The sequence below is a fragment of the Micromonospora sp. TSRI0369 genome (assembly GCF_001905625.1).
Classification (GTDB): domain Bacteria; phylum Actinomycetota; class Actinomycetes; order Mycobacteriales; family Micromonosporaceae; genus Micromonospora; species Micromonospora echinospora_A.
In genome coordinates this window covers 104,605-129,915 of record NZ_LIVU01000005.1, presented here as the reverse complement: position 1 = coordinate 129,915, position 25,311 = coordinate 104,605, and the positions used below count along the sequence as shown (strand labels likewise).

Genomic DNA, 25,311 nt, shown 5'->3' with positions numbered 1-25,311 from the left:
CGTCACGCCGACGCGGGGGAGGCCGGAGCGCCGGCCGACCCCGCGTCGCCGTAGAGCCGGGTCAGCGCGTGCGCGGTGGCGGTGAACCGGTCCCGCAGCTCCGCCGGGGCGAGCACCTCCACCTCCGCGCCGAGCTTCAGCAGCTCCGCGTGGGCGTGCCGGACCGACTCGATCGGCACCGTGGTCTCCAGCCACCCGTCCGGGCCGGGCTCACCGGCGCCGGCCCGGGCGGCCCGGCTCATCTCCGGCGGGAAGACGTACGGCATGAACTCCAGCGCGGCCACGGTGAGCCGGATGCGCGCCTGGTCGCGGTAGACGTCGCGCTCGTACCGGGCGGTCCACTCCCGCCAGTAGGTGGCCAGGTCGAACCCGTCGTCGCGCTCGTACCGCTCGCCGGTGACCTCCGCGTCGAGCACCGCGCCGACCCGGAAGGTGCGCACCTGCTCCCCGCACCGGCCCACCAGATACCAGCGGCCCGCCTTGAGCACCACGCCCAGCGGCTCGACCAGCCGGGTCACCTCGCGCGGCGCGCGCCAGCGCCGGTACCGCAGCCGCACCAGCCGGTCCTCCCACACCGCGCCGGCCAGCGTGGCCAGGTGCGGGGTGGCTTCGGGGTGCCGGAACCAGCCGGGCGCGTCCAGGTGGAACCGCTGCCGGATCCGGCCGCTGCGGTCGGCCAGCTCGTCGGGCAGCGCGGCGCGCACCTTCAGCTCGGCGGCGGCCACCACCGACGCCAGCCCCAGCTCGGCGGCGGGTCCGGGCAGGCCGGCGAGGAACAGCGCCTCGGCTTCCGGTCCGGTCATCCCGGTCAGCCGCGTCCGGTAGCCCTCCAGCAGCCGGTAGCCGCCGGCCGGCCCGCGGTCGGCGTACACCGGGACACCCGCGGCGCCGAGCGACTCGACGTCGCGGTAGACGGTCCGCACCGACACCTCCAGGGCGTCGGCGAGTTCGTGGGCGGTCATCCGCCCCCGGGTCTGCAGGAGCAACAGCAGGGAGACCAGCCGGCTGGCACGCACCCGGTGACGGTAACCCGCTGCCGAAAATCGGGCCGGGCGCGCCTCGTCGCCAAACCCCCCGCCTACTGAGAGCCTTTCTCACATGCTTCGCCCCGAGGTGCTGCCCCGCGCCCGCCCTGCCCTGCCCGCCGGTCCGGCCGACGTCACCGAGGCGTGGCTGCGCAACCGGCGCCTGTCCGAGCACACCCGTGACGCGTACCGGCGGGACGTCACCGGCTGGCTGAGCTGGTGCGCCGAGCGGGGACTGGACCCGCTGCGGGCCACGTTCCTCGACGTCAACGCCTACGGGCGGGAGCTGGAGTCCACGCCGCGCGGCCGCGACGGCCGCCCGCTCACCCCGGCCACCGTGGCGCGCCGGCTGTCCGCGCTGTCGAGCTGGTACGACTTCCTGGCCAAACTGGGCGCGGTGACCGCGAACCCGGTGTCGGCTGCTGACCGGCCCCGCGTCGACAGGGACCACTCCGCCACCGTCGGCCTCACGCCGGAGGAGGTCGACGCGCTGATCGCCGCCGCCGAGGCCGACACCGGCCCGACCGCCGCCCGCAACCGGGCCGCCGTCGCGCTCCTGGCCGACCTGGGGTTGCGGGTCGGGGAACTGGTCTCGCTGGACCTGTCCGACCTGGGCACGGAACGCGGTCACCGCAGCGTCCGTTTCGTCGGCAAGGGCGGCAAGGTACGCCGGCGCGCGCTCACCCCGGGCACCGCGTACGCCCTCGATGCCTACCTGGCGGTCCGGGCCGAGGCGCAGGGCGTGACGGTGCCGGAGCTGACCGGGCCGCTGCTGGTCACCGCGACCGGTGGCCGGATGGACCGGCACGCCGTGTTCCGCCTGGTGCGCCGCCTCGCGCAGCGCGCCGGGATCGCCGCCTGGGCGAAGTTGTCGCCGCACTCGCTGCGGCACGCGTTCGCCACCACCGCCCGCTCGGAGGGGGTGCCGCTGGAGGACGTGCAGGACGCGATGGGGCACGCCGATCCGCGTACCACCCGCCGCTACGACAGGGACCGGCACAACCTGGACCGCGACCCGGCGTACGCGATCTGGGCGGCGCGGGCCCGCCGGCGCGGCTGAGCGTCGTACCCGCGCCGCAGGGTGCCGGCGAGCGGACCTACCTGACGCAGCTTGCGGCGGCGGGCGCCACCTGGTGGCTGGAGTACGTTCCGGCCGCGATGCGGGCCGCGGGTGGCCCGCGGCCCGCTGCGCTGACAGCCGGTCAGCCCTGAGTGCGGGGGCAGAGGCAGAACGGCTGCCCGACCGGGTCCAGGAGCACTGTCCACCGCTCGCCGCCGGGCTGGAACTCCGGCCGGGTCGCCCCGGCCGCCAGCAGGTCCTTCTCGGCGGCGGCCACGTCGTCGACGACGAGGTCGAGGTGGTAGCGCTTGGCGCCGGACTCGTCCGGCCAGGCCGGCGGCGCGTAGCCGGGCACCAGGCCGAAGCCGATCGACGTGCCGTCGGCGACGATCATGGCGTACTCGGCCTCGCTGTGGGTGGTCTCCCATCCGAGCGCGTGGGCGTAGAAGGCGGCGTGCGTGGCCGGGTCGGAGCTGTCGAGGTTGACCATGGCGAGGTCGGCGTGGGTTGTCATGCCCGCAGTCTGCCGCCGGTAGCTGCCACCTCCTGTCAGGTACGCGTGGCCACCTCCGACGGCGGGCGACACGCGGCGCAACCGGCTGCGGCCCGACCGCCGGTTGCCTACCGTCGGGGTGATGGGCAGGCAGCGGGAGTGGCAGCACACGACTCGGCGGCGCCGGCCGCTGCGCGCCGGTGTGCTGATCGCCGCTCTCGGCGTGGGCACCTGCCTGATCGGGGTGGCCGGTCTGGCGGTGTGGAACGCCCAGGTGGTGCTCCAGGCGGACGGGCCCGTGCGGGAGACGGCCGACGGTTTCTTCCGCGACGTCGCCTCCGGTGACACCGACGCGGCGTACGAGCGGCTGTGCGCCGAGGCCCGGGGTAGGTGGAGCAAATCCGGCTTCGGCAGCTGGGTGCGCACGCCGCCGCAGGTCAGCGGCTACGAGATCGTCGACGTGTCGGTGGCGACCCGCTCCGGCCGCCCGCACGGCACGGTGGTGGTGCGGATCAACCGCGACGGCGGCGGCAGCGAGGAGCGGGAGCTGCCGGTGGTACCGGAGGACGGCGGCTGGCGGGTCTGCGGGGATCCGTTCTGACCGTCGGGGTCACCACAGGAGGGGTCACGCCGACGCCCTGGGGGGCAGGCGCGCGCCCGTCAGGTACGCGGGCCGAGGTCCCCGGAGCGGTAGTGCCGCCGGCACAGCACCTGGTAGCGCACGTCGGCGCTGTCCACGGTGTCGCCGATGACGACCTGCGCGCCCTCGCGGACCACCGCGCCCTGCACGACCCGGGCGTTGAGCAGCCCTTCCCGGCCGCACCAGCACAGCACCTCGACCTGGATGCGGGCCACCTCGTCGGCCAGTTCGAACAGCCGCTGCGCGGCCGGGAACAGGCAGGAGCGGAAGTCGGTGGCCAGCCCGAAGGCGTAGACGTCGACGTCGAACCGGTCGACCAGCTCGGCCATCTGCTCGACGTGTTCGAGGTTGTAGAACGACGCCTCGTCGCAGATGAGGTAGTCCACCCGTACCCCTTCGGCCCAGGCGTCGCGGACCAGGTCGCGCAGGTCCAGGTCGTCGGTGACCTCGACGGCCTCGTGGGCCAGGCCGATGCGGGTGGTGACCTGCGGGCCGAGCGAGCGGTCGATGCGGGTGGTGACCAGGCCGCGGCGGCCCTGGCGGGCGTGGTTGTGGTTCATCTGCAACGCCATGGTGGACTTGCCGCAGTCCATCGGCCCCCAGAAGAACTTCAGCGCGGCGGCGTGCAGCGGCCGGCCGTCGACGCCGCGGGCGGCGGCGCAGCCGGCGGCTCGGTCGTCGCCGGGCCCCGGCAGGGGACGGGCCAGGCAGGTCAGGGCGGCGTCGTCGGTCACGTCGGGGCAGCCTAGTCCATCGACATCGCCGGATCCGGTCCGCGATGATCCACCCGTCAGAGCACCCGGGGCGGGGTGTTGCCGGCGGCGATGATGGCCCGGCGCATCGGCACGGCGGCCAGCAGCGCGAAGCCGACGACAAAGAAGATCAACAGCGATACCAGGCCCACCCGGTACGACGAGGTCAGCTGGAACACCAGGCCGAACGCCAGCGGGCCGAGCCAGCTGGTGCCCTTGTCGCTGATCTCGTAGAAGCCGTAGTACTCGCCTTCCTTGCCGGCCGGGATGAGCTGGCTGAACAGCGACCGGCTCAGCGCCTGGCTGCCGCCGAGCACCAGGCCGATGCAGCCGCCGAGGATCATGAACGGCACGGGCGCCTCGGCGGGCAGCCGGAACGCGGCGATGATCACACCGGTCCAGAGCACCAGCGACAGCAGCACGGTCTTCCAGGCGCCGATGCGCTTGGCGAGCGCGCCGAGGGCGAGCGCGCCGCCGAAGGCGAGGAACTGCACCAGCAGGATGGTCACGATCAGGGTGCTCTGCTCCAGCCGCAGCTCCTCGGTGCCGTACTGGCTGGCGAGGGTGATGACGGTCTGGATGCCGTCGTTGAAGACCAGGAAGGCGAGCAGGAAGTAGAGCGTCAGCGGGTACGCCTTGATCTCACGCAGGGTGCGCCCGAGCTGCCGGAACCCGTCGGTGAGCACGTTGCCGCCCGCCTGCAGGGCGGCGGCGGTGGGGTGTTCGCGCAGCCAGCGCAGCGGGATCAGGGTGAACGCGGCCCACCACACGCCGGCCGACACGATCGACCAGCGGGCCAGGTCCAGCGTGCGCTGGGCGTTGCCCTCCTCGCTGAGCATGGTGACCGCGACCAGGTTGAGCGCGAGCAGCAGACCGCCGCCGAGGTAGCCGATGGCCCAGCCGCGGCTGGAGATGCCGTCGCGCTCGTCCGGGCCGCCGAGTTGCGGCAGGAACGAGTTGTAGACGACCACGGCGGCGCCGAAGGAGATGTTCGCGATCAGGAACAGCGCGCCGCCGAGCAGGTAGCGCTCGCCGGTGACGAACGCGAACGCGATGGTCGCGCCGGCGCCGGTGAAGGCCGCCGCGGCGAGCAGCCGCTTCTTGTGCGCCGACCGGTCGGCGATCGCGCCGATCACCGGCAGCACGAACACGGTGAGGAAGACCGACAGCGAGATCAGGTACGGGTAGAACGAGCCGGCGGCGATCTTGATGCCCAGCGGGTACACGGCGCCGTCGCAGCTGTCCGCGCCCAGTTCGCAGCCGGCGGCCAGCTCGGTGACGGTGGTCAGGAACGGCCCGAGGAAGACCGTGATGACTGTGGTCTGGAACGCGGAGTTCGCCCAGTCGTAGAAGTACCAGCCGGTGCGCTCGCGGCGGGTGCTGCCCGGTCCGGCGGGGTCGGCGACGGCGGGGGTGACCGTATCGGCCATCGGGGGTCGTCCTCGGGGGGGTCAGGCGGCCCAGTGGCCGCGGCTGCGGTAGACGTCGCGGAGCACGCTGACGTGATCGGTCATGATGCCATCCACACCAAGATCAAGTAAGTGGTGCATCTGGGCAGGTTCGTCGATCGTCCAGACGTGCACCTGCAACCCGATCCGGTGGCAGTACGCGAGGAAGCGCCGGTCCACCACCGGCACCCGGCCGTAGGAGGCCGGCACCTGGGCGGCGACCACGGACGGGGGCAGCCGCACCGGCCGTCCGTGCAGCGAGGCCAGCCGCAGCCGGGCCACGCCGCGCATGCCGAGGCTGGTGGCGACCTTCGGCCCGGCCAGCGCGCGCAGCCGGGTCAGCCGGGCGTCGCTGAACGAGGCGAGCAGCACCCGCTCGCCCGCGCCGGCCCGGCTGACGGCGGCGACAGTGGGCTCCACGCCGCCGTCGGCCTTGACGTCGATGTTGAACCGCACCTGCGGCCAGGCGCCGAGGACGTCGTCGAGCCGGGGCACCAGGGCGGCTCCGCCGACGCGTACCGAGGCCAGGTCGGCCCAGCGCAGGTCGGCGATGCGGCCGGGTTCGCCGGTGACCCGGCGCAGCGTCGGGTCGTGGAAGACCACAGGTACGCCGTCGGCGGTGGCGTGCACGTCGGTCTCCACGTACCGGTAGCCCAGTGCGACGGCCCGGGCGAACGCGGCGGCGGTGTTCTCGTCGCCGTCGGCCGCGCCGCCGCGATGGGCGAACGCCAGCGGCGCGGGCGCGTCGAGGTAGCCGTGACGGGGCTGCACGCGGGCAGTATGCCCGGCCTGGGTGGCGCACAGATGGCCGGCCGGCGAAATTACCTATCGCTCCCTATCATCGCTAACATAGGGTGCGATGAGTAATGACATGTACTCGGTGGAGCAGGTCGCCGACCTGCTCGGGCTGCACGTACGCACCGTGCGCGGCTACATCCGATCCGGTCGACTGCGGGCCACCCGGATCGGCAAGCAGTACCGGATCGCGCGCGCGGACCTGGACGCGCTGACCGGCCGGCCGGCCGCCGCGGCGACGGGACCGGCGGCGGAGGTGTCGAGCGTCCTGCGGCTCGACGGCGTCGACCGGGCCGCCGCCGACCGGCTCGGCACGCTGGTGCTGGCCGGCGTGAACACCCACCACGACCCGGACCGTCCGCTGCGGGTGCAGACGGTCCACGACGAGGAGCGGCAGCGCATGACCATCATGATCCTGGGCGACCTCACCACCACCGCCGACCTGCTGCGCCTGGTCGACGCCGTGCTGGACGGCGGCAACGACCTGCTCGGCGGCGGCCGTGGCTGACCAGATGCAGGACCGGGCCGGCGTGGCGGTGCTGGTCTGCGACCCGGACGGCCCGCCGATCGCCACCGAGAGCGATGCGCTGGACCTGATCGGCGCGGCATTCCTCGGCGCGACGGTGGTGGCGGTGCCGGCCACCCGGCTCGACCCCGGCTTCTTCACGCTCGGCACCCGCTTCGCCGGCGAGGTGATGCAGAAGTTCGTCAACTACCGGCTGCGCCTGGCGGTCGTCGGCGACATCTCCGCCTACCTGGAGCGCAGTGGCGCCCTGCGGGCGCTGGTGGCCGAGTCCAACCGGCACGACCAGGTGTGGTTCGTCCCGGACCTCGACGCGCTCGACGACCGCCTGCGCGCCACCACCTGACCCCGCCGCGCCCGGCCTTGCCCCGCCTCGCCTCGCCTCGCCGATCTTGCACTTGCGGCCCTCGTCGGGGGCGGTTTGCCGGGTTTGCCCGGGCACCAACTGCAAGATCGGCGGTGCGCGGCGGTGCGCGGGGGCGTCGGGTCAGGCCGGCTGGGTGCTGGGGCCGACGGCCGCGTCACGGGTTCCGGGCGGTGGGTAGGGCCGTTCCGCGAGCAGCCGGGCCAGGTGGGCACTGTTGAGCGCCAGCGCGACCGTGGTGCGGCCGGTCGTGTCGGGTTTGGGGCGGGCGTCGACGTAGTCGGTCTTGTGCAGCGCCTCCCCGACCCAGTAGGTGGCCCCGGCGGCCGGGCAGGTGAACCCCACCTCGTTGAGGGCCTGCTGCACCTCGGCGATGGTGTGGTGCGCGCCGTCCTCGTTGCCGACCACTGCCACCCCGCCGACTTTGCCGTAGGTGCGCAGGCGGCCCTGGTCGTCGGTCTCGGACAGCTCGGCGTCCAACCGTTCGAGGACCATCTTGGTCACCGACGAGGGCTGACCGAGCCAGATCGGCGTGGCGATGATCAGGATCTGGGCGGCGAGCAGCTTGGCGCGAATGGCGGGCCAGCCGTCTCCGTCACCCTCGTCGACGGAGACCCCGAAGCGCACGTCGTGGTCGACCACGCGAACGATCTCGCCGTCGACGCCCTGGTCGGCCAGCGCGTCGAGCACCTCCTGTCCGAGCACCTGCGAACTGGACGTCGCCGGTGAGCGCTTCAGGGTGCAGTTGAGCACGAGTGCTCGGACAGCGGTCATGACCAGGTCCTCTCCGCCTCGGGAGTGCGGGACTTGATACCCGCCATCGGGTCCGGGATGCGTCAGCCGGCGCGGTGGCGGCGGTGTGCGCGGGCGGTGTCGACCGGCCGCCCGGGGTCGACGTGGCGGGGCAGGTCCGGCTCGTCGGGGCGCAGCGGGACCAGGTCCTCGGTGATCGCGTCGATGATCCGGTCGGTGGCCTGCCGGGCCGCGCCGGGGGAGCCCGAGCGCAGGTCGTCGATCGCCACCGGGGCGCCGAAGTGCACCCGGATGGCGGGCCGGCGCACGAGCGCCCGGGCCACGCCGCGCAGCATCCCCTTGGGCGCGCGGTACGGCAGCACCTCGTGCGAGCCCCACTGGGCCACCGGGACGACGGCGGCGCCGCTGGCGAAGGCGAGCCGGGCCGTGCCGGTCTTGCCCCGCTCGGGCCACATGCCGGGGTCGAGTCCGATGCGTCCCTCCGGGTAGACGAGCACCACCGAGCCGCCGGCCACGGCCTGGGCGGCGACCTCCAGCGAGCGGTGCACGGCGGCGGTGCCGCGGTCGACGCGGATGTGCCCGGCGTGGCGCATCAGCGCCCCGATCACGGGAGTGCGGAACAGGCCGCCGGTGGCCATGATCCGGGGCGCGACGTCGCGGGCCCGGCACGCGGCGGCGAGCACGACCGGATCGAAGGGGCTGATGTGGTTGGCCGCCAGGATCAGCGGGCCGCGGCGCAGCGCGTCGGGCACGTCGCCGGTGACCTCCAGCCGGCCGACCAGCCCGACGGCGGCGCGGGCGAGCGTCTGCGCGCCCCGCCAGAACAGCGGCGCGCGCCAGAGGGTGCTGTTCATCAGTGCTGGATGGTCGCACGACCCGGGGCGACCCCGGCACCCGGCACGGTGATCCCGGGACCGCAGGTCCTCCGGCAAGGGTGATCAGGGTCATTGGTCCCGGGCCGGGTGGGGCCCTGCGGCCCTGCTGCTTTCGCTACGACGCCGAGTAGTATCTACTACGTCTCGTAGTATGCACAGCTGGGGGTTTTCTGGTGGACGCGTTGGACGTCGCCCGCTGGCAGTTCGGTGTCACCACCGTCTACCACTTCTTGTTCGTGCCGTTGACCATCGGCCTGTCCGTGCTGGTGGCGATCCTCCAGACCATGTGGCACCGCACCGGCAACGAGCGGTATCTCAAGCTCACCAAGTTCTACGGCAAGCTGTTCCTGATCAACTTCGCGATGGGTGTGGTCACCGGCATCGTGCAGGAGTTCCAGTTCGGCATGAACTGGAGTGACTACTCCCGCTTCGTCGGCGACATCTTCGGCGCGCCGCTGGCCATCGAGGCCCTTGTCGCGTTCTTCCTGGAGTCCACGTTCATCGGCCTGTGGATCTTCGGCTGGGACCGGCTGCCCAAGCGCCTGCACCTGGCCTCGATCTGGGCCGCCGCGATCGGCACCAACCTGTCGGCGTACTTCATCCTCGCCGCCAACTCGTTCATGCAGAATCCGGTCGGCTTCCGGATCAACCCGGAGAGCGGCCGCGCCGAGCTGACCGACTTCGTCGCCGTGCTCACCAACAAGGTCGCCCTGATCACCTTCCCGCACACCCTGGCCGGCGCGTTCCTGGTCGCCGGGTCGCTGATGGTCACCGTCGGCCTGTGGCACGTGATGCGCAACCGCGACAGCGCCGACACCGGCGCGTACCGCTTCGCCACCAAGCTCGGCTCCTGGGTCGTGCTGGTCTCCTCGGCGCTGGTCCTCCTCACCGGCGACATCCAGGGCAAGATCATGACCGAGGTGCAGCCGATGAAGATGGCCGCCGCCGAGGGCCTCTACACCACCGAGAGCCCCGCCTCGTTCTCCGTGCTCACCGTCGGCAGCCTCGACGGCAGCCGCGAGCTGTTCGCCATCAAGATCCCGTACCTGCTGTCGTTCCTCGGCACCGGCGACCCCAACGGCACCGTGCAGGGCATCAACGACCTGCAGGCCCAGTACGCCAGCCAGTACGGCCCCGGCAACTACGCCCCGATCATCCCGGTCACCTACTGGAGCTTCCGCTTCATGATCGGCTTCGGGCTGGCGGCCGCCGCGATCGCGCTGCTGGTGCTCTGGAGCCAGCGCAAGGGCCGCACCCCCACCAGCAAGTGGCTGCTGCGCGCCGGCCTGGTCATGCCCGTGCTGCCGCTGCTGGCCAACTCCTTCGGCTGGATCTTCACCGAGATGGGCCGCCAGCCCTGGATCGTCTTCGGCGAGATGCTCACCCGCGACGGCGTGTCCCGCAGCGTCTCCCTGACCGAGGTCCTCACCTCCTTCACCGCGTTCACACTCATCTACGCCGTCCTCGCGGTGGTCGAGTTCAAGCTGCTGGTCCGCTACGCCCGCGCCGGCGTCCCGGACGTCACCCCGCAGACCGACGACGACGACACCGACGACGCCGAGCGCCCGCTGGCGTTCGCCTACTGACACCCCGGAGCCCAACCGTGGAACTGACGACCGTCTGGTTTCTCCTCGTAGCGGTGCTCTTCACCGGCTACTTCATCCTCGAAGGCTTCGACTTCGGCGTCGGGATGCTGCTGCCGGTGCTCGGCCGCGACGACCGGCAGCGCCGCGTCATGATCAACACCATCGGCCCGGTCTGGGACGGCAACGAGGTGTGGCTGATCACCGCCGGCGGCGCCATGTTCGCCGCCTTCCCCGAGTGGTACGCCACCCTGTTCTCCGGCTTCTACCTGCCGCTGCTGCTCATCCTGCTGGCCCTGATCGCCCGCGGCGTCGCCTTCGAGTACCGCCACAAGCGGCCCGAGGCGTCCTGGAAGCGCCGCTGGGACCAGGCCATCTTCTGGGGCTCGGCGATCCCGGCCGTGCTGTGGGGCGTGGCGTTCGCCAACATCTTCCGCGGCGTGCCGCTGGACGCCGACCACGAGTACGTCGGCGGGCTGCTCGACCTGCTCAACCCGTACGCGCTGCTCGGCGGCCTGACCACGCTGGGGCTGTTCCTCACCCACGGCGCGGTGTTCCTGGCGCTCAAGACCACCGGCGACATCCGGGAGCGCGCCGGCGCCCTCGCGGTGAAGCTCGGCGTCGGCACCGCGGTGGCCGCCGTGGCGTTCCTGAGCTGGACGCTGACCATCCGTTCCAGCGCCGCCGCCGTCGTGCTCGCCGTCGGCGCCGCCCTCGCGCTGCTCGGCGGTCTGGCCGCGGCCAAGGTACGCCGGGAGGGCTGGGCGTTCGCCGGCACCGCCGTGGCGATCGCGCTGGCCGTGGCGACGCTGTTCGCGGCGCTGTTCCCGAACGTGATGCCGTCCACCCTCGACGCGGCCGGCACGCTGACCGCCACCAACGCCGCGTCCACCCCGTACACCTTGAAGATCATGACCTGGGTGGCCGTGGTGTTCACCCCGATCGTGCTCGCCTACCAGGGTTGGACGTACTGGGTGTTCCGCCGCCGGATCGGGGTACAGAACATTCCGCAACACTGATCGACCTGTGGGCGCAGGGCGCGGGGCCGGTGCGAGGGGGTCGCACCGGCCCCGCGGGGCGTTCCGGGGTCAGCGCGCCTCGCGCAGCTCCGCCAGCCGCGCCTCGATCTCGGCCAGCTCGGCGCGCAGCTTCTCCGCCTGCTGCTCCGCATCGGCCCGCTCGGCGGCCAGGATCTGCTCCACCGCCTCCTGCACCCCCGGCACGTCCACCAGCGCCACCATCCGCAGCGCCTCGGCCGGCTTCACCACGTACGGCCGGGCCAGCGCCTTCGTGCCCTGCTGCGCGGCGACCGTCCACTCGCCCTCGGCGTAGGCGAGCGTCACCGTCAGCCCCGGCGGGGTCTTCGGCTTCGCCGCCTTCGCCGCCCGCTTGGCCGGCTTCGGTTCCGCCGCCGGCTGTTCCACCTTCGGCTCCTCCCGTCGTGGCGCCGGCACCCGCGGCGTGTCCAGCACGAACTCCGGCTCCGGTGGCGCCGGCGGCTGCTCCGGTTCCGGCTTCGGCTCGGCGGCCGGCCGCCGCCCGGCGCCCTTCGGTGCGATCGCCACGTCGGCGGGGGAGAACGGCAGCTCGTCGCGGCCGAAGCGGACCACCACGAACTCCTCCGACGCCTCCGGGTCGGTCAGCTCCACCACCTGCCCGATCTGCCCGGCGATCTGCCCGGCCGTCTCGGTGAACACCACCCGGGGCTTGCGGCCAGCCGCCAGCGCCTCCCGGATCCCCTGAACCTCGTCAGTGGACAAACCCTGACCCGCCATCACGCCCTCTTCCGTACACCTGTTTGACGCAGCCTTGATACCAGCCGGCTGCGACACCTCGATGATCAGCCCCCGAGGGCCCGCAACGCCGCGTCGGCGTGCTCGTTCATGCTCAGCTCACTGCGCACCACTGCGAGCACCCGCCGGTCCGTGCCGATCACGAACGTCATCCGCCGCGTGCTGAGCGGCCCCAGCGGCAGCCGCCGCCGCACCCCGAACGCGTCCGCCACCGCGCCGTCGACGTCGGAGAGCAGCGGATAGTCGAATCCGTGCCGGCGGGAGAACTCGGCCTGCCGCTCCACCGGATCGCGGCTGATCCCCACCCGGGACGCGCCCACCGCCGCGAACTCCGCCGCCAGGTCCCGGAAGTGGCAGCTCTCCGCCGTGCAGCCCCGCGTCATCGCCGCCGGGTAGAAGAACAGCACCACCGGCCCGGCGGCCAGGAACTCCGACAGGCGCCGCGGCGTTCCCGTCTCGTCCGGCAGCGTGAAATCCTCGACCAGGTCACCGACACCCATCGTGTTACTCATGACGCGAGGATATGTAGACATCGGCGATCCGGCTCCGTCGTACCCGGCGAGCGGCGGGGAGGCACCGCCGCACGACGCGAAGGACCGACAGTGAAGTACGTAATCATGATCCACTCCAGCCCGGAGCCGTGGGGTCACCCCACCTCCGAGTATCTGGCCTCCTACCAGGAGCTGCCCGCCGAGGTACGGGACCGGCTCAACGCCGACTTCGAGCAGGTGCTGACCGAGCTGCACGCCAACGGTGAGCTGGTCGTCGGTGAGGCGCTCGCTGACCCCGGCACCGCACGGCTGTACCGGTGGAGCGACGGCGCGCCGCTGGTGACCGACGGCCCGTACTCCGAGGCCAAGGAACACCTCGCCGGTTTCTTCCTGATCGACGTGGAGGATCAGGCCCGCGCCGAGGCCGTCGCGGCGAAGTTCGCCGGGCCGGGGGAGACCGTCGAGCTGCGGCCCCTGATGTGGCCGGGCGGCTCCGATCAGTAACGCCACGGCGCTGGCGGACGTGTGGCGCCGGGAGGCGCCGCACGTCCGCGCCGCGCTGCTGCGCCGCTACGGGCACCCCGACGCCTGCGAGGACGCCCTGCAGGACGCGGCGGAGGCGGCCGCCGCCCACTGGCCGCGCACCGGCGTCCCCGACGACCCCCGCGCCTGGCTCATCCGGGTCGCCGCGCGACGGCTGATCGACCGGATCCGCGCCGACGCGGCCCGTACCCGCCGCGAGCGGCTCGACGCGGCCCGGCAACCCGACGCCGGCGTCGTACCGCCCGTCGACGACACGCCAGTGACCGGCGCCGACGACACGTTGCGGCTGCTGTTCCTGTGCTGCCACCCGGCGCTGAGCCGCCCCTCCCAGGTCGCGCTGACCCTGCGCGCGGTGGCCGGGCTGCGCGTGGAGCAGATCGCCGCCGCCTACCTGGTGCCGGCCCGGACCATGACCCAGCGGCTGAGCCGGGCCCGCGCGACGCTGCGCGAGGCCGGCGCCCGGTTCACCATGCCGCCGCCGCACGCGCTGCCCGGCCGGGTCGCCGCCGTGCTCGACGTGTGCCACCTGGTGTTCAGCGAGGGCTACACCCGCACCTCCGGCGACCAGCTCCTGGACGTCGAACTCGCCGAGGAGGCGATCCGGCTCACCCGCCAGGTCCACGCCGCGCTGCCCGAGCACCACGAGGTGACCGGCGCGCTGGCGCTGATGCTGCTCACCCACGCCCGGTCGCCCGCCCGCACCGACGCCGCCGGTGACCTCGTGCCGCTCGCCGAGCAGGACCGTTCCCGCTGGCGCGCCGACCTCGTCGACGAGGGCGTCACGCTGCTCGGCCAGGCCCTGCCCCGGGGTCCGGTGGGCCGCTACCAGCTCCAGGCGGCCATCGCCGCCGTCCACGCCGAGGCGCCGACCTTCGACGACACCGACTGGCTGCAGATCAGCGTCCTCTACGACATGCTGAGCCGGGTCGCCCCCAGCCCGTTCGTCACGCTCAACCAGGCCGTCGCCGTGGCCATGGCGCACGGCCCCGACGTCGGGCTGGCGCTGCTCGGCCCGCTGCACGCCGACCCGGGCATGCGCGGCCACCACCGGCTGCACGCCGTCCGCGCCCACCTGCTGGAGCTGCACGGCGACCCGCAGGCCGCCGCCGAGCACTACCGGCTGGCCGCCCGGCTCACCGGCAGCCTGCCCGAACAGCGCTACCTCAACCGGCGGCTGGCGCGCCTGACGAGTGGCTCCTGATCGCTGTCACTGCCACACCCCGGCCACCTCGCCGGCCACGGCGTCGGCCTGGGCGAACCCGGCCCGCGCCGACGCCGCCCGCCGCGCCGGGTCCAGCACGTTGCGGCCGATCGCCGCCCGCGCCGCCCGGTCCGGCGACACCACGGCCACCCGCGCGCCCGCCGCCCGCAGCGCCGCCACCTGCGCCGACAGCCGCGGCATCGGCCCCACCGCCGCGCGCGTCGGCGCCAGCACCACCACCCGCTCGCACCCGGCCGCCAGATCCGCGTTCACCGGGGAGCGGACGCCGCCGTCGACGAACCGCCGGTCACCGATCGTCACCGGCGGCCACACACCCGGCACCGCGCAACTGGCCCCGACCGCGTCCACCAGCGACGCCCCGCTGTCGGCGTCGAACACCACGAACTCGCCGGAGGCCGCGTCCACGGCGGTCACCAGCAGCCGCGCCGCCGGCCACTGCGGCGACGGCAGCCGAGCCGCGATCACCGCCCGCCGTGACTGCTCCGACGGGGTACGCGCCGACAACGCCAGCGCGCCGATACGTGCCCGGGCCCGCGCCGCGTCCCGGCCCCGCCCACCGGCCCACGCCCAGCGCAACAGCACCGCGGTCCCGAGCCGCGCCGACGCCTCCTCGCGGGGCGGCCGCAGCTGCGCCTCGTACAACTGCGTCAGCGGGGTGCCCGAGCGCACCTGCGCGCCGACCACCGACCCGGCGGATGTGCCCACCACCAGGTCCGCCTCGTCCAGCCGCAGGCCGTGCCCGGCCAGCCCGGCCAGCAGACCCAGCTCCCAGGCCACCCCGGTGACACCGCCACCACCCAGCACCAACGCGCGCCCCATGTGACAGTCCTCTCCACCCCGGATGGTCCCGCCCACGGTAACGTCGCCCCCACCACAAGGCAGGGGAGCAGGGCATTGACCTCCGTCACCATCGTCACCGGGGGAGGGCGCGGCATCGGCGCGGCCACCGCCCGCCGGCTCGCCGCCGAGGGCCACGACCTGGTCATCGGTTACCGCGCCGACCACACCGCCGCCGAGGCGGTGGCCGCTGACGTGCGCGCCGCCGGCCGCCGCGCGGTCACCGTCGCCGCCGACACCACCGACCCCGACCAGGTACGCCGGATCTTCGACGCCGCCGACCAGCTCGGCCCGCTCACCGGCCTGGTCAACAACGCCGGCGTCACCAGCCCGATCGGCCCGTTCACCGACCTGCGCGTCGACGACCTGCGCGAGGTCGTCGACGTCAACCTCATCGGGTACGTGCTCTGCGCCCAGCAGGCGGCCCGCCGGCTCACCCACGGCGGCGCCATCGTCAACGTCTCCTCCGTGGCAGCCACGCTCGGCTCACCCGGCGAGTACGTCCACTACGCCGCCGTCAAGGCCGCCACCGACACCCTCACCGTCGGGCTGGCGAAGGAACTCGCGCCGCGCGGCATCCGGGTCAACGCTGTCGCTCCGGGCATCATCCGCACCACCATCCACGCCCGCTCCGGCGCGCCCGACCGGCCGGACACCGCCGCCGGACGGATCCCGCTGGGCCGCGCCGGGGAACCCGAGGAGGTCGCCGGCGCGATCGCCCACCTGCTCGGCCCGGACGCCTCGTACACCACCGGCGCGGTCCTGCGCGTCGGCGGCGGGCTCTGACACGACGGCGGCCCGGGGGTCCCGCCCCCGGGCCGCCGCGTCGCGTCTCCTACTGGGTGAACAGCTTCGCCGCCGTGATCACCGTCTGCACCACGCCGTAGCCCAGCAGCGCCGACACCACCAGCCACGACACCACCAGGCGAACCAGCTGCCCGCCACCGCTGTGCTCGTTCACGATCCGCTCCTCTCCGTCGAACCCGGCTGTCCCTGCTCCGTCTCGTCCCGCCCGGACGCGGGCTCGTGGTACCGCTGCGGGACCGGCCGCACCAGCAGGTTCGCCACCAGCCCGACCGCCAGCACGCCGACCATCGTGAACAGCGCCGGCCGGTACGCCGCCGCGGTCAACGTGCCCGGCTCGCCCTGCGCGTCGAGGAACCCGTTGACGATCAGCGGCCCGGCCACGCCCGCCGCCGACCACGCGGTCAGCAGCCGGCCGTGGATCGCGCCCACCTCGAACGTGCCGAACAGGTCCCGCAGGTACGCCGGAATGGTCGCGAACCCGCCGCCGTAGAACGACAGGATCACGGACGCCAGCAGCACGAACAACGCCGTCGAGGTCTGCCCCACCAGCGCCAGCACCAGGTACAGCACCATGCCCACACCCAGGTACACCACGTAGATCGGCTTACGGCCGATCACATCCGACGTGGACGACCACACGAACCGGCCCGCCATGTTGAACAGCGACAGCAGTCCCACGAACCCACCGGCCGCCGCCACCGACACCGCCGACGTGCCGCCCTCGCGGAAGAAGTCCTGGATCATCGGACTGGCCTGCTCCAGGATGCCGATCCCCGCGGTCACGTTGCAGAACAGCACCACCCACAGCAGCCAGAACGACCGCGTCCTGACCGCGTTGGCCGCCGACACGTTGGCGGTGGTCACCAGCGGCTTCTCGGCCACCTGGGCCGGATCGAACCCGGCCGGGCGCCAGTCCGGCGCCGGCACCCGCACGTTGAACACCCCGAACATCATGATCACGAAGTAGCCGACGCCGAGCGTCACGAACAGCCACACCAGCGCCGATCCGGACGCCGTGGAACCGCTGTCCGACGGGTCGTATCCGGCGTCGTAGAACGACAGCAGCTGTCGGGACAGGGGAGAGGCCACCATCGCCCCACCACCGAACCCCATGATCGCCAGCCCGGTCGCCAGACCCGGCCGATCCGGAAACCACTTGATCAACGTGGAGACGGGGGAGATGTAGCCGATTCCCAGACCGATGCCGCCCAGCACGCCGTACCCCAGATACAGCAGCCACAGCTGCCCGGTCGCGATGCCCAGCGCACCGACCAGGAAACCCGCCGCCCAGAAACACGCCGAGACGAACATCGCCTTACGCGGCCCGTTCGCCTCCACCCACGTACCGGCCACCGCGGCCGACAACCCCAGCATCACGATCGCGATGCTGAAGATCACCCCGATCGCCGTCTGCCCCGTGTCGAAATGCGCGATCAGGGAGTTCTTGTACACGCTCGTCGCGTACACCTGCCCGATGCACAGATGGATCGCCAGCGCCGCCGGAGGGATCAGCCAGCGGCTGTACCCCGGCGGCGCGACGGTGTGCCGACGATCGAGTGCGGAAAGCATCGTTGCTTCCTCCGTCCAGATGGCGAGAACACAGGCGGTTCATGCCCCCACCGCACGCTGCGCCCAAACCCGCTCCGCGCCGGGCGGTTGAAACGCTGAGCCGAACGGTCACCGCCGCAGCCACACGTCATCACGCCACCACCGCCCGTCACACCCGCCCCGGGATGCGACCATGAGCAGGTGAAGATCCTGTCCATCCAGTCGTCGGTCGCCTACGGCCACGTCGGCAACTCCGCCGCCGTGTTCCCATTGCAACGCCTCCGACACGAGGTCTGGCCGGTCCTGACCGTGCACTTCTCCAACCACACCGGCTACGGCGCCTGGCGCGGCCCGCTGCTCGCCCCCACCGACGTCGCCGACGTCATCGCCGGGATCGAGGACCGCGGCGTGCTCGGCACCGCCGACGCCGTCCTCTCCGGCTACCAGGGCGACCCGGCCGTCGGCGCGGTCATCCTCGACGCTGTCGCCCGGGTCAAGGCCGCCAACCCGGCCGCGCTCTACTGCTGCGACCCGGTCATGGGCGACGTCGGCCGCGGCATGTTCGTCCGCCCCGGCATCCCCGAATACCTGCGCGACACCGTCGTGCCCCGCGCCGACATCGTCACCCCCAACCAGTTCGAGCTGGAGTTCCTCGCCGGCCGCACCACCGACACCCTCGACGACCTGCTCGCCGCCGTCGACACCGTCCGCGCCGCCGGCCCACGGCACGTCCTGGTCACCAGCGTCCTGCACGGCGACCTGCCCGCCGGGCACCTGGAAGTCGTCGCCGTCTCCGACGACGGCGCCTGGGCCGTCACCACCCCGCTGCTGCCGATCGCCCCCAACGGCGGCGGCGACGTCACCGCCGCCCTCTACCTGGCGCACCTCGTCACCACCGGCTCGCCGCAGACCGCGCTGGAACACACCACCAACTCGATCTACGCGGTACTCGAGGCGACCCTCGAAGCCGGCACCCGGGAACTGCAACTCGTCGCCGCCCAGGACGCCATCGCGCAGCCGCCGACCCGGTTCACCGCCCGCCGGCTGCGCTGACCGTCGCCCGGGTGCACCTGCCGCGCGGGTGCACCCGGCGACGACTCGCCGCCCGAACTGGTGGACGACACCACCGCCCAGCAGGCAGGATGCGGACGTGTCACCGCACCAGGGCACCGACGACCCCGCGTTCGCCCAGCGCCTGCGCGACCTGACCCGGCTACGCCGCGTCCGCGACCGCATCGACCGCGAGTACGCCAGACCCCTCGACGTCGAAGCGCTCGCCCGCGGCGAGCACATGTCCGCCGGCCACCTCAGCCGCCAGTTCCGCCAGACCTACGGCGAATCCCCGTACGCGTACCTCATGACCCGCCGCATCGAACGCGCGATGGCCCTGCTGCGCCGCGGCGACCTCAGCGTCACCGATGTCTGTTTCGCCGTCGGCTGTCAGTCCCTGGGCACCTTCAGCACCCGGTTCACCGAACTCGTCGGCGAGCCGCCCAGCGCCTACCGTGCCCGCCACGCCCCCGACACCGCCGAGCCGCCCCCGTGCCTGACCAAACAGGTGACCCGACCGGTCAGGAATCGAGAAGCCCGCACCGCCCGGCCACCACTAGCGTGACCACCATGACGATCACCATTCACTACACGTTCCTGCCGCACACCGACGCCGACGCCGCCCTCGCCTTCTACCGCGACACCCTCGGCTTCGAGCTGCGCAACGACGTCGGCTACCAGGACATGCGCTGGCTCACCGTCGGCCCACCGAACCAGCCCGAGACCGGCATCGTCCTGCACCCGCCGGCCGCCGACCCCGGCATCACCGACGACGAACGCCGCACCATCCTCGAACTCATCGCCAAGGGCAGCTACGGCGCGCTCACCCTCGCCACCGACGACCTCGACGGCCTGTTCGACCGCCTGGCGGCCAGCGGCGCCGACGTCGTCCAGGAACCCACCGAACAGCCCTACGGCGTACGCGACTGCGCGTTCCGCGACCCCACCGGCAACCTCATCCGCATCAACGAGCGGCGCTGACCCCGCCCATGGCCGACGCGCCCCGCACCCGCGCCCAGCGCCGCCACGACACCACCCACCGCCTCGACCACGACGTCGACTGCTGGGTCGCCACCGCCGGCCCCGACGGCACCCCGTACCTGGTGCCGCTGTCCTTCGACTGGGACGGCCACACGCTGCTCGTCGCCACCCCGGCCGACAGCCCCACCGGCCGCAACCTCGCCGGGGGCCGCGCCCGCATCGGCCTCGGCCCCACCCGCGACGTCACCATGATCGACGGCGACGTGGAAAGCCTGGCCATCGACGCCCTGCCGACCGCCCGAGGGGACCGCTTCGCCACCCGCACCGGCTTCGACCCCCGTACGCTGACCACTTCCTACCGCTGGTACCGCCTCACGCCACGCCGCGTCCAGGCCTGGCGGGAGGCCGACGAGCTGCCCGGCCGCACGTTGATGCGCGACGGGCGCTGGCTCGACTAGAGCACCACCCGACCCGGACGGAGAGATCATGAGCGAGGCCACCGCCGGCCTGCACCGCGCCGACAGCCACGACGTCATCCGCGTCCTCGGCGCCCGCGAGAACAACCTGCGCCACGTCGACGTCGAACTGCCCAAACGCCGCCTCACCGTCTTCACCGGCGTCTCCGGCTCCGGCAAGAGCTCACTGGTCTTCGGCACCATCGCCGCCGAGTCGCAGCGCCTGATCAACGAGACCTACAGCGCCTTCGTCCAGGGCTTCATGCCCACCCTGTCCCGGCCCGAGGTCGACGTCCTGGAGGGCCTCACCACCGCCATCATCGTCGACCAGGAACGCATGGGCGCCGACCCGCGCTCCACCGTCGGCACCGCCACCGACGTCAACGCGATGCTGCGCATCCTGTTCAGCCGTCTCGGCGACCCCCACATCGGCCCGCCCAACGCGTACTCGTTCAACGTCCCCTCCGTACGCGCGGCCGGCGCCATCACCGTCGAGCGCGGCCCCGGCAAGACCCAGACCAAGAAGGGCACCTTCAACCGCCTCGGCGGCATGTGCCCCCGCTGCGAGGGCCGCGGCGCGGTCACCGACTTCGACCTCACCGTCCTCTACGACGAGAAGCTGTCCCTCAACGAGGGCGCCATCACCATCCCCGGCTACAGCATGGAGGGCTGGTACGGCCGTATCTTCCGATCCAGCGGACTGTTCGACCCGGACAAGCCGATCCGCGACTACACCAAGCGGGAACTGAGCGACCTGCTCCACAAGGAACCCACCAAGATCAAGGTCGACGGCATCAACGTCACCTACACCGGCCTCATCCCGGCCATCCAGAAGTCGATGCTCGCCAAGGACGTCGACGCCATGCAGCCGCACATCCGCGCCTTCGTCGAACGCGCCATCACGTTCACCACCTGCCCCGACTGCGACGGCACCCGCCTGGCCCCCGAGGCCCGCTCCTCGAAGATCAACGGCATCAACATCGCCGACGCCTGCGCCATGCAGATCAGCGACCTCGCCACCTGGGTACGCGACCTGCGCGAACCCTCCGTCGGCCCGCTGCTCACCGCGCTGGGGGACACCCTCGACTCGTTCGTCGAGATCGGCCTCGGCTACCTCAGCCTCGACCGGCCCGCCGGCACCCTCTCCGGCGGCGAGGCCCAGCGCACCAAGATGATCCGCCACCTCGGCTCGTCCCTCACCGACGTCACCTACGTCTTCGACGAACCCACCATCGGCCTGCACCCGCACGACATCGCCCGCATGAACAACCTCCTGCTGCAACTGCGCGACAAGGGCAACACCGTCCTCGTCGTCGAACACAAACCCGAGACCATCGCCATCGCCGACCACGTCGTCGACCTCGGCCCCGGCGCCGGCATCGCCGGCGGCACCATCTGCTACGAAGGCACCGTCGCCGGCCTGCGCGCCAGCGGCACCACCACCGGCCGTCACCTCGACGACCGCGCCACCTGCAAGGACAAGCTGCGTACGCCCACCGGCGCCCTGCCGATCCGCGGCGCTCGCACCCACAACCTGCGCGACGTCGACGTCGACATCCCCCTCGGTGTCCTGGTCGTGGTCACCGGCGTCGCCGGCTCCGGCAAGAGCAGCCTCATCCACGGCTCCCTGGCCAAACGCGAGGGCGTCGTCAGCGTCGACCAGACCGCCATCCGCGGCTCCCGCCGCAGCAACCCGGCCACCTACACCGGCCTGCTCGACCCCATCCGCAAGGCGTTCGCCAAGGCCAACGGCGTCAAACCCGCCCTGTTCAGCGCCAACTCCGAGGGCGCCTGCCCGACCTGCAACGGCGCCGGCGTCATCTACACCGACCTGGGCATGATGGCCGGCGTCGCCAGCACCTGCGAGGACTGCGAAGGCAAGCGGTTCCAGCCCGCAGTGCTCGACTACCACCTCGGCGGACGCGACATCAGCCAGGTCCTCGCCATGTCCGTCGACGAGGCCGAGACGTTCTTCAGCGACGGTGAGGCCCGCACCCCGGCCGCCCACACCATCCTCGACCGGCTCGCCGACGTCGGCCTCGGCTACCTCACGCTCGGCCAGCCGCTGACCACGCTGTCCGGCGGGGAACGGCAGCGGCTCAAGCTCGCCACCCGGATGGGGGACAAGGGCGGCGTGTACGTCCTCGACGAACCCACCACCGGCCTGCACCTGGCCGACGTCGCCCAGCTGCTCGGCCTGCTCGACCGGCTCGTCGACGCCGGCAAGTCCGTCATCGTGATCGAGCATCACCAGGCGGTCATGGCACACGCCGACTGGATCATCGACCTCGGGCCGGGCGCCGGTCACGACGGCGGACGGATCGTCTACGAAGGCACCCCGGCCGACCTGGTGGCCGCCCGGTCCACGCTCACCGGCGAACACCTCGCCGACTACGTCGGCGCGTGAGCGCCACACCGGACCTCAGCGGGACAGGCCGGCCATCCGGGCCGGCGGTGCCGTGCCGGGCTCCACCAGGCCGCACTGGTACGCGGCCACCACCGCGTGCGTCCGGTCCCGCATCCCCAGCTTCGTCAGGACCCGGCTGACGTGGGTCTTGACCGTCGCGTCGCCGAGCACGAGATGCTCGGCGATCTCCCGGTTCGACATCCCGTACGCCATCAGCACCAGCACCTCCCGTTCCCGCGGAGTGAGCCCACGCATCTGCACCGGAGTGGGCAGTCCCGGGTCGGGCCGGGCGGCGAGGTCGTCGAGCAGCCGCCGGGCCACCGCCGGATCCAGCCACGCCTCCCCGGCGGCCACCGCCCGGATCGCCGACACCAGCTCGGCGGGCGCCGCGTCCTTGAGCACGAAACCGGAAGCGCCCGCCCGCAACGCGGCGTGCACCGCCTCGTCCACGTGGTACGTCGTCAGCATGATGATCCGTACCGGCCGCTGCGGATCGTCGATGAGCTGCTCGTCGGCCATCAGCCTCGTCGCGGCCAGCCCGTCGGTGCCGGGCATCCGCACGTCCATCAGCACCACGTCCGGGCGCAGCCGGCGACTGACCTCGACGGCCTGCGCCCCGTCGTCGGCCTCGGCGACGACCTCGATGTCAGGTTCGTTGGTGAGCAGCATCGCGAGTCCCGCCCGTACGAGCGGCTGGTCGTCGGCGAGCAGCACCCGGATCATGAAGGCTCCCGTCGTCGGCGGCCGTGACAGCGGCCCCACCACATGATCATCGACGTCGCCGCCGTCGGCCAGCCCGATGTCGCACAGCGGACACGCGTTCACCCGACAGCCGGCGCCCCGCCGTCACCCGAGGCCGCCACGAGGTCGCCGCGCTGCGCGACCGGCAGCGTCGCGCTCACCCGGAACCCGCCCTCGGGACGCGGCCCGGCGACCAGGCGACCGCCGACACGCTCCAGCCGTTCGGCGAGGCTGGCCAGCCCGTTGCCGGTGGACAGTCCCGCCGCCGACGCGCCCGGGTCGCGGCCCGTGCCGTCGTCGTCGACGCGCAGCAACAGCACCCGCTCCTGCCACCCGAAATGAACAGTCGCGCAGGCCCGCCGGCCGACGTGCTTGAGCGTGTTCGTCAGGCTCTCCTGCACCGTCCGGTACGCCGCCAGCTCGATACTCGGATCCAGCGGCCGGGCACTGCCGGACACCGACATCGTCACGGTGAGCCCCGCGCACCGCATCGACGTCAGCAGCACCTCGATGTCGTCCAGCCGCGGCTGCGGACCCGGCTCACCGTCGGCCGCCGGACCCGACTCGGCCCGCATGACCGCCAGCAGCCGGCGCAACTCCGCCATCGCCTGCTGCCCGGCCTGCTGGATGTGCAGCAGCGCCTCCCGGGTCCGCTCCGGATCCGACGCGCTGATCCGCGCCGCCCCGGCGGCCTGCAACACCATCACCGTCACCGAGTGGGACACCACGTCGTGCAGTTCCGCGGCGATGCGGCGACGCTCCAACGCCACCGCCTCCGCCCGCGCCACACGCCGCTCCCGTTCCAGCTGGGCCACCCGCCGCCGGTGCCGCCGCACCACCGACCCGGCGGTCCACGCGGCCGCGTAGATGAGCGCGAACATCAACGCGGTCACCACGAACTCCCCGGCCCGCGCGCCCGGGCTCGGCTCCACCCGGAACGAGTCGAACGCGCTGAGCAGGCTCCGCGCGCACGCCGCCGCGTACGCCGCCGCCGACACCACCAGTGGCCGCAGCGCCGCCACCGTGTACAGCGCCACGATCAGGCCCACCCACGGCCGGTAGTCGTGCAGCAGGAACCACATCACCGCGCCGTGCACGCACTCGAACGCGAATACCGCGACCGGCGCCCGGGCCCGCCACCACAGGGCGCCGACCGACAGCACCGCGGCGAGCACCTGCAGCCACTGCCGGGCCGGGCCGACCGGCTCGCTCTGGATCACCACGGACGACGCCGTGAACAGGTCGAGCAGGCCCAGCACCGGCAGCAGCAGAAGATCGTGACGCCACCAACTCGCCGCCCGCGCCGGGGCAGACGGCGCCACCGCACCGGTCACCGAGGTCATCGGCGGGCTAGGAGTCTTCGGCGGGGCAGCCGATCCCGAACAACCGGCACGTCCAGGACAGCGGAGAACCGTCGTCATCACCGCCGCCGTCACCGTCGGGCGGCGGCGTGGCCGCGCTCACCCGGTGCGTGGTCACCGGCACCGCCGGCCGCCCCGGCTCACCCGCGCGGCCCGCCCCGGCCAGCACCACCGTCGCCACGACGTCGGCCGCGGCGTCCACGGCCACCCGCCACCGCCCGTCCGCGTCGTCGGCGAGCATCGCCAGCACCCGCCGCACCGCCGAGGCGTCCGTGCCGTAGCCACCCGGAACCGTCGCGCCGGCGAGGGAAACCATCAGCAGGTCCGCGTCGTCACGGTGCAGCACCGACACCTCCGCGACAGTGAGCGACCGCGCATCCCCGCCGGCCACACCCACCAGGCGCACCGCGTCGCCGGACCGGGCCCGGCCCGCACCGACAGTCCTCAGCAGACAACGCCGACCGTCCAACGGCACCCCACGCGCCACTGTCACCCACCCGGCCGGCCGCTGCGCCTGCAGGAACACCACCACCGGCGGCGACTGGACCTCGGTTCTCATCACGGACCTCCACAGAAGGAATTGCGGGCGAACAGCCCGCGTACGCGAGAAATTCTGGCCCACACCGGCCCGCCGGACGTCCCCGTACCGGGTGACATCCGGTGTCACCTTCCAGACGGACCCCCGACGCCCACCACCGGGCAGGGACGGACACCGAACCTCGCCCCACGGCCGGACGCCAGGACCGGCCGGTGACCACCACGAT

The 25,311-nt window shown here is 72.9% G+C and carries 29 protein-coding genes; 14 read left to right on the top strand and 15 right to left on the bottom strand.

Annotated features, from left to right (window positions below; translation table 11 throughout):
* Positions 1-2: 2 nt before the first annotated feature.
* Positions 3-1,016 (bottom strand): helix-turn-helix transcriptional regulator, encoded by a 1,014-nt coding sequence (locus AMK25_RS17845; RefSeq protein WP_073829499.1) that lies wholly within the window; start codon positions 1,014-1,016, stop codon positions 3-5.
* Positions 1,017-1,098: 82 nt separating this feature from the next.
* On the opposite strand from AMK25_RS17845, the gene AMK25_RS17840 reads away from it, so the two are divergent.
* Positions 1,099-2,085 carry a tyrosine-type recombinase/integrase gene (locus tag AMK25_RS17840; RefSeq protein ID WP_073829498.1) on the top strand — a complete coding sequence of 329 codons (987 nt, stop codon included), beginning with the start codon at positions 1,099-1,101 and terminating at the stop codon, positions 2,083-2,085.
* A gap of 142 nt (positions 2,086-2,227) precedes the next feature.
* Here AMK25_RS17840 and AMK25_RS17835 read toward each other — a convergent pair whose 3' ends face one another.
* The gene (locus tag AMK25_RS17835) at positions 2,228-2,599 is read right to left on the bottom strand and encodes a VOC family protein (protein WP_073829497.1); all 372 of its coding nucleotides are present in this window, start codon (positions 2,597-2,599) and stop codon (positions 2,228-2,230) included.
* 121 nt (positions 2,600-2,720) lie between these two features.
* On the opposite strand from AMK25_RS17835, the gene AMK25_RS17830 reads away from it, so the two are divergent.
* On the top strand, positions 2,721-3,179 hold the full coding sequence (locus tag AMK25_RS17830; RefSeq protein ID WP_073829496.1) for an Rv0361 family membrane protein: 459 nt from the start codon (positions 2,721-2,723) through the stop codon (positions 3,177-3,179).
* Positions 3,180-3,238: 59 nt separating this feature from the next.
* Here AMK25_RS17830 and AMK25_RS17825 read toward each other — a convergent pair whose 3' ends face one another.
* The 3 genes from AMK25_RS17825 to AMK25_RS17815 all read right to left on the bottom strand — a co-directional run bounded on the left by AMK25_RS17825 (position 3,239) and on the right by AMK25_RS17815 (position 6,189).
* Positions 3,239-3,925: a thymidine kinase gene (locus AMK25_RS17825; RefSeq protein ID WP_443189917.1), complete on the bottom strand. Its 687-nt coding sequence runs from the start codon at positions 3,923-3,925 to the stop codon at positions 3,239-3,241.
* A gap of 83 nt (positions 3,926-4,008) precedes the next feature.
* Complete coding sequence (locus AMK25_RS17820) at positions 4,009-5,400, bottom strand: MFS transporter (RefSeq protein WP_073829494.1); 1,392 nt, start codon at positions 5,398-5,400, stop codon at positions 4,009-4,011.
* A 21-nt stretch (positions 5,401-5,421) separates the two neighbouring features.
* On the bottom strand, positions 5,422-6,189 hold the full coding sequence (locus AMK25_RS17815; protein ID WP_073829493.1) for a glycerophosphodiester phosphodiesterase: 768 nt from the start codon (positions 6,187-6,189) through the stop codon (positions 5,422-5,424).
* A gap of 88 nt (positions 6,190-6,277) precedes the next feature.
* On the opposite strand from AMK25_RS17815, the gene AMK25_RS17810 reads away from it, so the two are divergent.
* Both AMK25_RS17810 and AMK25_RS17805 read left to right on the top strand, forming a co-directional pair.
* Positions 6,278-6,721 (top strand): helix-turn-helix domain-containing protein, encoded by a 444-nt coding sequence (locus AMK25_RS17810; RefSeq protein WP_241826396.1) that lies wholly within the window; start codon positions 6,278-6,280, stop codon positions 6,719-6,721.
* Positions 6,714-7,082 carry a DUF4180 domain-containing protein gene (locus AMK25_RS17805; RefSeq protein WP_073829491.1) on the top strand — a complete coding sequence of 123 codons (369 nt, stop codon included), beginning with the start codon at positions 6,714-6,716 and terminating at the stop codon, positions 7,080-7,082. The genes AMK25_RS17810 and AMK25_RS17805 overlap by 8 nt, the downstream gene beginning before the upstream one ends.
* 141 nt (positions 7,083-7,223) lie before the next feature.
* Here the strand turns inward: AMK25_RS17805 and AMK25_RS17800 are convergent, their stop codons facing one another.
* Positions 7,224-7,874 (bottom strand): flavodoxin family protein, encoded by a 651-nt coding sequence (locus AMK25_RS17800; RefSeq protein ID WP_073829490.1) that lies wholly within the window; start codon positions 7,872-7,874, stop codon positions 7,224-7,226.
* A gap of 62 nt (positions 7,875-7,936) precedes the next feature.
* On the bottom strand, positions 7,937-8,707 hold the full coding sequence (locus AMK25_RS17795) for a lysophospholipid acyltransferase family protein (protein ID WP_073829489.1): 771 nt from the start codon (positions 8,705-8,707) through the stop codon (positions 7,937-7,939).
* 194 nt (positions 8,708-8,901) lie between these two features.
* On the opposite strand from AMK25_RS17795, the gene AMK25_RS17790 reads away from it, so the two are divergent.
* The gene (locus AMK25_RS17790; protein WP_073829488.1) at positions 8,902-10,314 is read left to right on the top strand and encodes a cytochrome ubiquinol oxidase subunit I; all 1,413 of its coding nucleotides are present in this window, start codon (positions 8,902-8,904) and stop codon (positions 10,312-10,314) included.
* A 17-nt stretch (positions 10,315-10,331) separates the two neighbouring features.
* Positions 10,332-11,330 carry a cytochrome d ubiquinol oxidase subunit II gene (gene cydB, locus AMK25_RS17785; protein ID WP_073829487.1) on the top strand — a complete coding sequence of 333 codons (999 nt, stop codon included), beginning with the start codon at positions 10,332-10,334 and terminating at the stop codon, positions 11,328-11,330.
* A gap of 69 nt (positions 11,331-11,399) precedes the next feature.
* On the opposite strand, the gene AMK25_RS17780 is transcribed toward cydB, so the two are convergent.
* Together AMK25_RS17780 and AMK25_RS17775 are read right to left on the bottom strand one after the other, a co-directional pair.
* Positions 11,400-12,086, bottom strand: coding sequence for a hypothetical protein (locus tag AMK25_RS17780; protein ID WP_073829983.1), 687 nt, complete (start codon positions 12,084-12,086; stop codon positions 11,400-11,402).
* Positions 12,087-12,151: 65 nt separating this feature from the next.
* Positions 12,152-12,616, bottom strand: coding sequence for a peroxiredoxin (locus AMK25_RS17775; protein WP_274534179.1), 465 nt, complete (start codon positions 12,614-12,616; stop codon positions 12,152-12,154).
* 90 nt (positions 12,617-12,706) lie between these two features.
* Between AMK25_RS17775 and AMK25_RS17770 the strand changes: the two genes are divergently transcribed.
* Both AMK25_RS17770 and AMK25_RS17765 read left to right on the top strand, forming a co-directional pair.
* Entirely contained in the window at positions 12,707-13,099 is a 393-nt protein-coding gene (locus tag AMK25_RS17770; protein ID WP_073829485.1) for a YciI family protein, read from the top strand.
* Positions 13,100-13,118: 19 nt separating this feature from the next.
* A complete protein-coding gene (locus tag AMK25_RS17765) occupies positions 13,119-14,339 on the top strand; it encodes an RNA polymerase sigma factor (RefSeq protein ID WP_083664754.1) in 1,221 nt (406 codons plus the stop codon).
* Between the two features lie 6 nt (positions 14,340-14,345).
* Here the strand turns inward: AMK25_RS17765 and AMK25_RS17760 are convergent, their stop codons facing one another.
* Entirely contained in the window at positions 14,346-15,179 is an 834-nt protein-coding gene (locus AMK25_RS17760) for a patatin-like phospholipase family protein (RefSeq protein WP_073829483.1), read from the bottom strand.
* 75 nt (positions 15,180-15,254) lie between these two features.
* On the opposite strand from AMK25_RS17760, the gene AMK25_RS17755 reads away from it, so the two are divergent.
* Positions 15,255-15,983: an SDR family NAD(P)-dependent oxidoreductase gene (locus AMK25_RS17755; protein ID WP_073829482.1), complete on the top strand. Its 729-nt coding sequence runs from the start codon at positions 15,255-15,257 to the stop codon at positions 15,981-15,983.
* A 49-nt stretch (positions 15,984-16,032) separates the two neighbouring features.
* Here AMK25_RS17755 and AMK25_RS32990 read toward each other — a convergent pair whose 3' ends face one another.
* Positions 16,033-16,158 carry an MFS transporter small subunit gene (locus AMK25_RS32990; protein WP_255419521.1) on the bottom strand — a complete coding sequence of 42 codons (126 nt, stop codon included), beginning with the start codon at positions 16,156-16,158 and terminating at the stop codon, positions 16,033-16,035.
* Positions 16,155-17,573, bottom strand: coding sequence for an OFA family MFS transporter (locus AMK25_RS17750; protein ID WP_073829481.1), 1,419 nt, complete (start codon positions 17,571-17,573; stop codon positions 16,155-16,157). The genes AMK25_RS32990 and AMK25_RS17750 overlap by 4 nt, the downstream gene beginning before the upstream one ends.
* A 180-nt stretch (positions 17,574-17,753) precedes the next feature.
* Between AMK25_RS17750 and pdxY the strand changes: the two genes are divergently transcribed.
* The 5 genes from pdxY to AMK25_RS17725 all read left to right on the top strand — a co-directional run bounded on the left by pdxY (position 17,754) and on the right by AMK25_RS17725 (position 22,445).
* Entirely contained in the window at positions 17,754-18,605 is an 852-nt protein-coding gene (pdxY, locus tag AMK25_RS17745) for a pyridoxal kinase PdxY (RefSeq protein ID WP_073829480.1), read from the top strand.
* Positions 18,606-18,702: 97 nt separating this feature from the next.
* Positions 18,703-19,167 (top strand): helix-turn-helix transcriptional regulator, encoded by a 465-nt coding sequence (locus tag AMK25_RS17740; protein ID WP_073829479.1) that lies wholly within the window; start codon positions 18,703-18,705, stop codon positions 19,165-19,167.
* Between the two features lie 5 nt (positions 19,168-19,172).
* Entirely contained in the window at positions 19,173-19,583 is a 411-nt protein-coding gene (locus tag AMK25_RS17735; RefSeq protein ID WP_073829981.1) for a VOC family protein, read from the top strand.
* Positions 19,584-19,591: 8 nt separating this feature from the next.
* Entirely contained in the window at positions 19,592-20,041 is a 450-nt protein-coding gene (locus AMK25_RS17730) for a pyridoxamine 5'-phosphate oxidase family protein (RefSeq protein WP_073829478.1), read from the top strand.
* A 28-nt stretch (positions 20,042-20,069) separates the two neighbouring features.
* On the top strand, positions 20,070-22,445 hold the full coding sequence (locus tag AMK25_RS17725; RefSeq protein ID WP_073829477.1) for an ATP-binding cassette domain-containing protein: 2,376 nt from the start codon (positions 20,070-20,072) through the stop codon (positions 22,443-22,445).
* A 15-nt stretch (positions 22,446-22,460) separates the two neighbouring features.
* Here AMK25_RS17725 and AMK25_RS17720 read toward each other — a convergent pair whose 3' ends face one another.
* From AMK25_RS17720 to AMK25_RS17710, 3 genes are all read right to left on the bottom strand, one after another.
* A complete protein-coding gene (locus AMK25_RS17720; RefSeq protein WP_073829980.1) occupies positions 22,461-23,168 on the bottom strand; it encodes a response regulator in 708 nt (235 codons plus the stop codon).
* Positions 23,169-23,266: 98 nt separating this feature from the next.
* Entirely contained in the window at positions 23,267-24,529 is a 1,263-nt protein-coding gene (locus tag AMK25_RS17715; protein ID WP_073829476.1) for a sensor histidine kinase, read from the bottom strand.
* 7 nt (positions 24,530-24,536) lie between these two features.
* Positions 24,537-25,106 (bottom strand): hypothetical protein, encoded by a 570-nt coding sequence (locus AMK25_RS17710; protein ID WP_073829475.1) that lies wholly within the window; start codon positions 25,104-25,106, stop codon positions 24,537-24,539.
* Between the last annotated feature and the right edge of the window lie 205 nt (positions 25,107-25,311).